Source organism: Novosphingobium sp. (genome assembly GCF_041915465.1).
Taxonomy (GTDB): Bacteria; Pseudomonadota; Alphaproteobacteria; order Sphingomonadales; family Sphingomonadaceae; genus Novosphingobium.
This window is the reverse complement of record NZ_JAYSBK010000148.1, coordinates 1-5,187: the sequence shown is the minus strand read 5'-3', so window position 1 is coordinate 5,187 and position 5,187 is coordinate 1. Positions and strand designations below refer to the sequence as shown.

Sequence of the window (5,187 nt, the reverse complement as noted above, 5' to 3'; positions counted from 1 at the left end):
AAAGCCAACCCCGACCGCGCCGCCGAGGCGACCGTGATCGAGGCCAAGCTCGACAAGGGCAAGGGCCCGCTGGCAACCGTGCTGATCACGCGCGGCACGCTCAAGGTGGGTGACATCTTCGTGGTCGGCACCCATTCGGGCCGCGTCCGCGCGATGCTTGACGACAAGGGCCGCCAGATCAAGGCCGCCGTCCCGGCGCTGCCGGTCGAAGTGCTCGGCCTTGGCGGTGTGCCGATGGCCGGTGACACGCTGACCGTGGTCGAAAGCGAAGCCCGCGCCCGCGAAGTGGCCGCTTTCCGTCAGGAACAGGCCACCGCCAAGCGCACCACCGCCGCGCCCGCCAGCCTCGAGAACATGTTCTCGGCGCTGAAGGACAAGGAAACGGTGCTGACCTACCCGATCGTGGTCAAGGCCGACGTCCAGGGGTCGACCGAAGCCATCGTCAATGCCCTCAACAAGATCTCGAACGACGAGATCAAGGTGAAGGTGCTGCAATCGGGCGTCGGTGCGATCACCGAAAGCGACGTGACGCTGGCGGCTGCGGCCGGTGCGCCGATCGTCGGCTTCAACGTGCGTCCCAACGCCAAGGCGCGCGAGCTGATCGAGCGCCAGAAGGTGCGGATGAAGTACTTCGACGTGATCTATCACCTGACCGAGGACGTCGCCAAGGAAATGGCCGGCATCTGGGGTCCGGAACGGATCGAAACGGTCGTCGGTCGCGCCGAGATCAAGGAAATCTTCCCCGCCGGCAAGAAGGACAAGGCTGCTGGCCTGCTCGTCACCGACGGCTACATCCGCAAGGGCATCTACGCGCGCATCACCCGTCAGGACGTCATCATCTCGAAGACCACAGTGGCCTCGCTGCGGCGCTTCAAGGACGACGTCGCGGAGGTTCGCGCCGGTCTCGAATGCGGTGTGGTGCTGCAGGATACCAACGATATCCGGCCGGGCGACGTGCTTGAAACCTTCGAAGTCGAGATGCGCGAACGCACCCTGTGAGCGACCTGACGACGCCGCGCGGCGCGCATGCCGAATTGATGGGGGCGCAGTACGTCTCGTTCGACAGGGCGAGCGAGACGATCACCATGCGCTTCACCGCGCCCGCCAGCTTTGTCAGCCCGCGCGGCAGCGTGCAGGGCGGGCTGGTGGCCGGGTTCCTCGACGAGGCGATGGGTTGGGCGCACGTCATGGCGACCGAAGGTGCCGAAGCGCCGCTCAACCTCGATATCACGATGAGCCTGCTCAAGCCCGTGTTCCCGGGGCCGGTTCTGGCCAAGGGCCGGGTCGTGCGGCGCGGGCGCAAGGTGATCTTCCTCGAGGCCGAACTGTTTGACGAAGGCGGGGCGCTTCTGGCACGTTCAACCTCAACCGCAATCCCGACCCCGCGTCCCGGAGATCAAGGTTGAGCCGTCAGCACGCCACGCCCGAAACCCGCTCGGTCCGCCTGCTCAAGGTCGGCGAACAGGTGCGCCATGTGATCTCGGAGCTGCTCAGCCGCCAGATGGTCCACGACGAAGTGCTGACCGCGCATTCCGTCTCGGTCACGGAAGTGCGGATGTCGCCCGATCTGCGCCATGCCACGGTGTTCGTGAAGCCGCTGCTCGGCGCCGACGAGGACATCGTGCTCAAGGCGCTGCGCACCAATACGGCCTTCTTCCAGAAGGAAGTGGCCGGCAAGCTGCGCCTGAAGTACGCCGCCAGGATCAAGTTCCTGCCCGACGAGAGCTTCGATGAAGCCAGCCGGATCGAAGCGCTGCTGAGCGATCCGAAGGTCGTGCGCGACCTCGGGGAATAGTCCTCAACCCGGCACCATCCGTGCGTTTATCGTGATGGTCACCTTCTTGCCCACGACCAACGAATAGGCCTTCATCCCGAAGTCCTGCCGGTTGATCGTCGTGCGCGCGCTCAGCAGGATCGGGTCGCGGCCGGTGGCCTTGGCCGGGTCTTGCCGGAAAGTGATGGTCAAGGTTGCCGGGCGGGTTACCCCCCTTGCAGTGATCTGGCCGTCGAGCCGCGCGGTAACCGGGCCGGTCATGGTCATGCGCTGGCCTTCGAAGCGCACGACCGGGTGGTTGACGACATCGAAGAAGTCCTTGCCCTTGAGCGTTTCGGTGGTCGACTTGTCGCCGGCGGTGAGCGCACGGGCATCGAGTTCGACGTCCATGTCGATCGTATCGAGCCGGCCGGGCGTCAGGCGGATCGCGCCGCTCATGCGGGGGAAGTGCGCGGTCTTGCTGGCCAGACCCATGAAGGCGACGCGGGCGTTGACCTCGCTCTGGGTGCCGTCGAGCTGATAGCGAAACGTCGGGCTGGCAGCGGCAGTGGCCAGCACCAGTGCCAGCACGGGAACCAAAATGCGCACGCTTCGCAAGCGGGGCTCTCCATTGTTTGCGCGCATGGGCGGAATCTGGCCGTCCACAGCTGCGCTGTCAATCGCTCTGGCCTTTCTGTGCGCAGCGCATAATCAGGCGCTCATGGCAAAGCTCTATTTCTATTACGCCAGCATGAATGCGGGCAAATCGACCACCCTGCTGCAGGCCGATTTCAATTACCGCGAACGCGGCATGACGACGATGCTGTGGACCGCCGCGCTCGATCACCGCTCTGACGAAAAGGCGATCGAAAGCCGGATCGGCCTTGGTGCGGACGCACATCGCTACGACGGCGAAACCGACTTGTGGGGCCGCGTGACGGCGGCCCACCGCGTGGAGCCACTCGCCTGCGTGCTGGTGGACGAGGCGCAGTTCCTCTCCGAAGCGCAGGTCTGGCAGCTCGCCCGGCTGGCGGACGAGGCGAACATTCCGGTGCTGTGCTATGGCCTGCGCACCGATTTTCAGGGCGAACTGTTCCCCGGAGCCAAAGTACTGCTGGGCATCGCGGATTCGCTGGTGGAGCTTAAGGCCGTATGCCACTGCGGCCGCAAATCGACCATGAACCTGCGCGTCGATGCCAGCGGGGCGGCGGTAAAGCACGGCGCGCAGACCGAGATCGGCGGCAACGACCGTTACGTCGCGCTGTGCCGCAAGCATTTCGTCGAGGCGCTCGGGCATTGATCGCCGCGCCGGTTGCGGTAGGTCGCTCGCGTCCCTAAGTCTCGGCCATGAACGATACGCTCTATCAGGCCGCGGCGCTGATCATTCCGATGATTTTCGCGATCGTGTTTCACGAAATCGCGCACGGCTGGACCGCGCGGGCGCTGGGCGATCCGACTGCCGCCGAACTCAAGCGGCTGAGCCTCAACCCGCTGCGCCATGTCGATCCGGTCGGGACCATCCTGATCCCCGGTGCACTCAAGCTGATGGGAATGCCGGTGTTCGGCTGGGCCAAGCCGGTGCCGGTCAATGCCCGCCGCCTGCGTAATCCGCGCCGCGACATGATGTTCGTGGGTGCGGCGGGACCGGCGATGAACCTGGTCATGGCGCTGATCGGGGCGGTGTTGCTCGGCCTGCTGCTCCGCCCCTATGGCGATCTGCAGGAGCCGACCGGGATGGTCGGATTTGTCGCCGCAAACCTGCTCAACTTCCTGCTGATCAACGTGTTCTTGGCGCTGTTCAACCTGATCCCGCTGCCCCCGTTCGATGGCTCGCACATTGTCGAAGGGCTGCTGCCGGACGGTGCGGCGCGGACCTACAGCCAGCTGCGTCCGCTCGGCTTTCCGATGATCATGATCCTGCTTGTCGTTCTGCCATCGCTGAGCCCCAACTTCGATCTCGTCGGCCGCTATGTCTTCCCGCTCGTCCAGTGGCTGACCGAACATTACTTGGCGATTGCCTCGGCCGTGGCTGGCGGAAAGTAACCCTGCAAGGTGCCGCACGGCTGGATCATTCTCGACAAACCCATCGGCTTGGGTTCGACTCAGGCGGTCGGCGCGGTGAAGCGTAACCTGCGCGAGGCCGGCTTTGGCAAGGTCAAGGTCGGCCACGGCGGTACGCTCGATCCGCTCGCCAGCGGCATCCTGCCCATCGCGCTGGGTGAGGCGACCAAGCTGTGCGGGCGGATGCTCGATGCGAGCAAGGAATATGCCTTTACCGTCGCCTTCGGCAGCCAGACCGACACGCTCGACCTTGAAGGGCAGGTGATCGCGGAGAGCCCGGTGCGCCCGACCCGCGCCGAGGTGGAGGCCGTGCTGCCGCGCTTCACCGGCCCGATCGAACAGGTGCCACCCGCCTATTCGGCGATCCTGATCGACGGGCAGCGGGCCTATGATCTGGCCCGCAAGGGCGAAGCGGTGGAGCTGAAATCGCGGCAGGTGACGATCCACTCGCTGCGGCTGGAAGCGGCGGACGAAGGCAGCGCAACGCTGGTCGCCCACGTTTCCAAGGGCACCTATATCCGCAGCCTGGCGCGCGACATTGCGCTGGCGCTCGGAACCGTGGGCCATGTCACCATGTTGCGGCGGCTGCGGGCCGGTCCGTTCGGGCTTGAAAACGCGATTTCGCTGGACAATTTGAACGAAGTCGGTAAGGGCGCGCCACTTGAGAACGTAATCTTGCCGCTGGAGGCAGGGCTGGTCGACATCCCGGCTCTTGACCTCGGTCCGCAACAGGCAAGCATGGTCCGACAGGGCCGGGTTCTAGGCGGACTGCCCCAGACGGACGGGCTTTACTGGGCGCGGACGGGAACTGTTCCCCTCGCGCTCGTGGAGCTTTCGGGCGGAGACGCCCGGGTCGTCAGGGGTTTCAACCTTTCCGATGTCGCGGAGTAAATGACATGTCGGTTAGCCCCGAACTGAAGCAGGAAATCATCAAGGCCAACGCGCGCCAGGCCAATGACACCGGTTCGCCGGAAGTCCAGGTCGCGATCCTGACGAGCCGCATCAACACCCTGCAGGGCCACTTCAAGGCCCACCACAAGGACAACCATTCGCGTCGTGGTCTGCTGACCATGGTCAACAAGCGCCGCAGCCTGCTTGACTATCTCAAGCGCAAGGATGTGGACCGCTACAACGCGCTCATCGCAAAGCTCGGTCTGCGCAAGTAACCAGCGGAGCGGCCCTACGGGGCCGCTTTTGCTTTGGGGCTCCCTCGCAATTCGGCGGGAGGAGCCTTTCCGGGGCCAACAGTGCCCCACACCGGACCGGGACGGATTCACCCGGCAGCAAAACCCGCACGCAATAGGGCCTGCGGGCTGAAGGAAACGAAATGTTCGACGTCAAAACCGTATCCATGGAGTGGGGCGGAAAGACCC

At 64.8% G+C, this 5,187-nt stretch carries 8 protein-coding genes; 7 read left to right on the top strand and 1 reads right to left on the bottom strand.

The features are described from left to right. From ACE3SN_RS16070 to rbfA, 3 genes are all read left to right on the top strand, one after another. Positions 1–999 (top strand): translation initiation factor IF-2 (locus tag ACE3SN_RS16070; protein WP_374531730.1); only part of this gene is annotated, 999 nt, incomplete at its 5' end. Beyond that, the gene (locus ACE3SN_RS16065) at positions 996–1,406 is read left to right on the top strand and encodes a PaaI family thioesterase (protein WP_374531728.1); all 411 of its coding nucleotides are present in this window, start codon (positions 996–998) and stop codon (positions 1,404–1,406) included. The genes ACE3SN_RS16070 and ACE3SN_RS16065, both read left to right, overlap by 4 nt. Further along, positions 1,403–1,795: a 30S ribosome-binding factor RbfA gene (gene rbfA / locus ACE3SN_RS16060; RefSeq protein ID WP_374531726.1), complete on the top strand. Its 393-nt coding sequence runs from the start codon at positions 1,403–1,405 to the stop codon at positions 1,793–1,795. The genes ACE3SN_RS16065 and rbfA overlap by 4 nt, the downstream gene beginning before the upstream one ends. Positions 1,796–1,798: 3 nt before the next feature. Here rbfA and ACE3SN_RS16055 read toward each other — a convergent pair whose 3' ends face one another. Continuing rightward, entirely contained in the window at positions 1,799–2,362 is a 564-nt protein-coding gene (locus ACE3SN_RS16055) for a YceI family protein (RefSeq protein ID WP_374531724.1), read from the bottom strand. A 112-nt stretch (positions 2,363–2,474) separates the two neighbouring features. On the opposite strand from ACE3SN_RS16055, the gene ACE3SN_RS16050 reads away from it, so the two are divergent. The 4 genes from ACE3SN_RS16050 to rpsO are packed head-to-tail and all read left to right on the top strand — an operon-like array spanning position 2,475 to position 4,980. Continuing rightward, positions 2,475–3,053: a thymidine kinase gene (locus ACE3SN_RS16050; RefSeq protein WP_374531722.1), complete on the top strand. Its 579-nt coding sequence runs from the start codon at positions 2,475–2,477 to the stop codon at positions 3,051–3,053. Positions 3,054–3,100: 47 nt separating this feature from the next. Beyond that, positions 3,101–3,796, top strand: a complete 696-nt coding sequence (locus tag ACE3SN_RS16045) for a site-2 protease family protein (protein WP_374531720.1) — start codon at positions 3,101–3,103, stop codon at positions 3,794–3,796. Between the two features lie 9 nt (positions 3,797–3,805). Further along, positions 3,806–4,705, top strand: coding sequence for a tRNA pseudouridine(55) synthase TruB (gene truB / locus ACE3SN_RS16040; RefSeq protein WP_374531718.1), 900 nt, complete (start codon positions 3,806–3,808; stop codon positions 4,703–4,705). A 5-nt stretch (positions 4,706–4,710) separates the two neighbouring features. After that, the gene (rpsO, locus tag ACE3SN_RS16035; RefSeq protein WP_374531716.1) at positions 4,711–4,980 is read left to right on the top strand and encodes a 30S ribosomal protein S15; all 270 of its coding nucleotides are present in this window, start codon (positions 4,711–4,713) and stop codon (positions 4,978–4,980) included. Positions 4,981–5,187 lie beyond the last annotated feature (207 nt).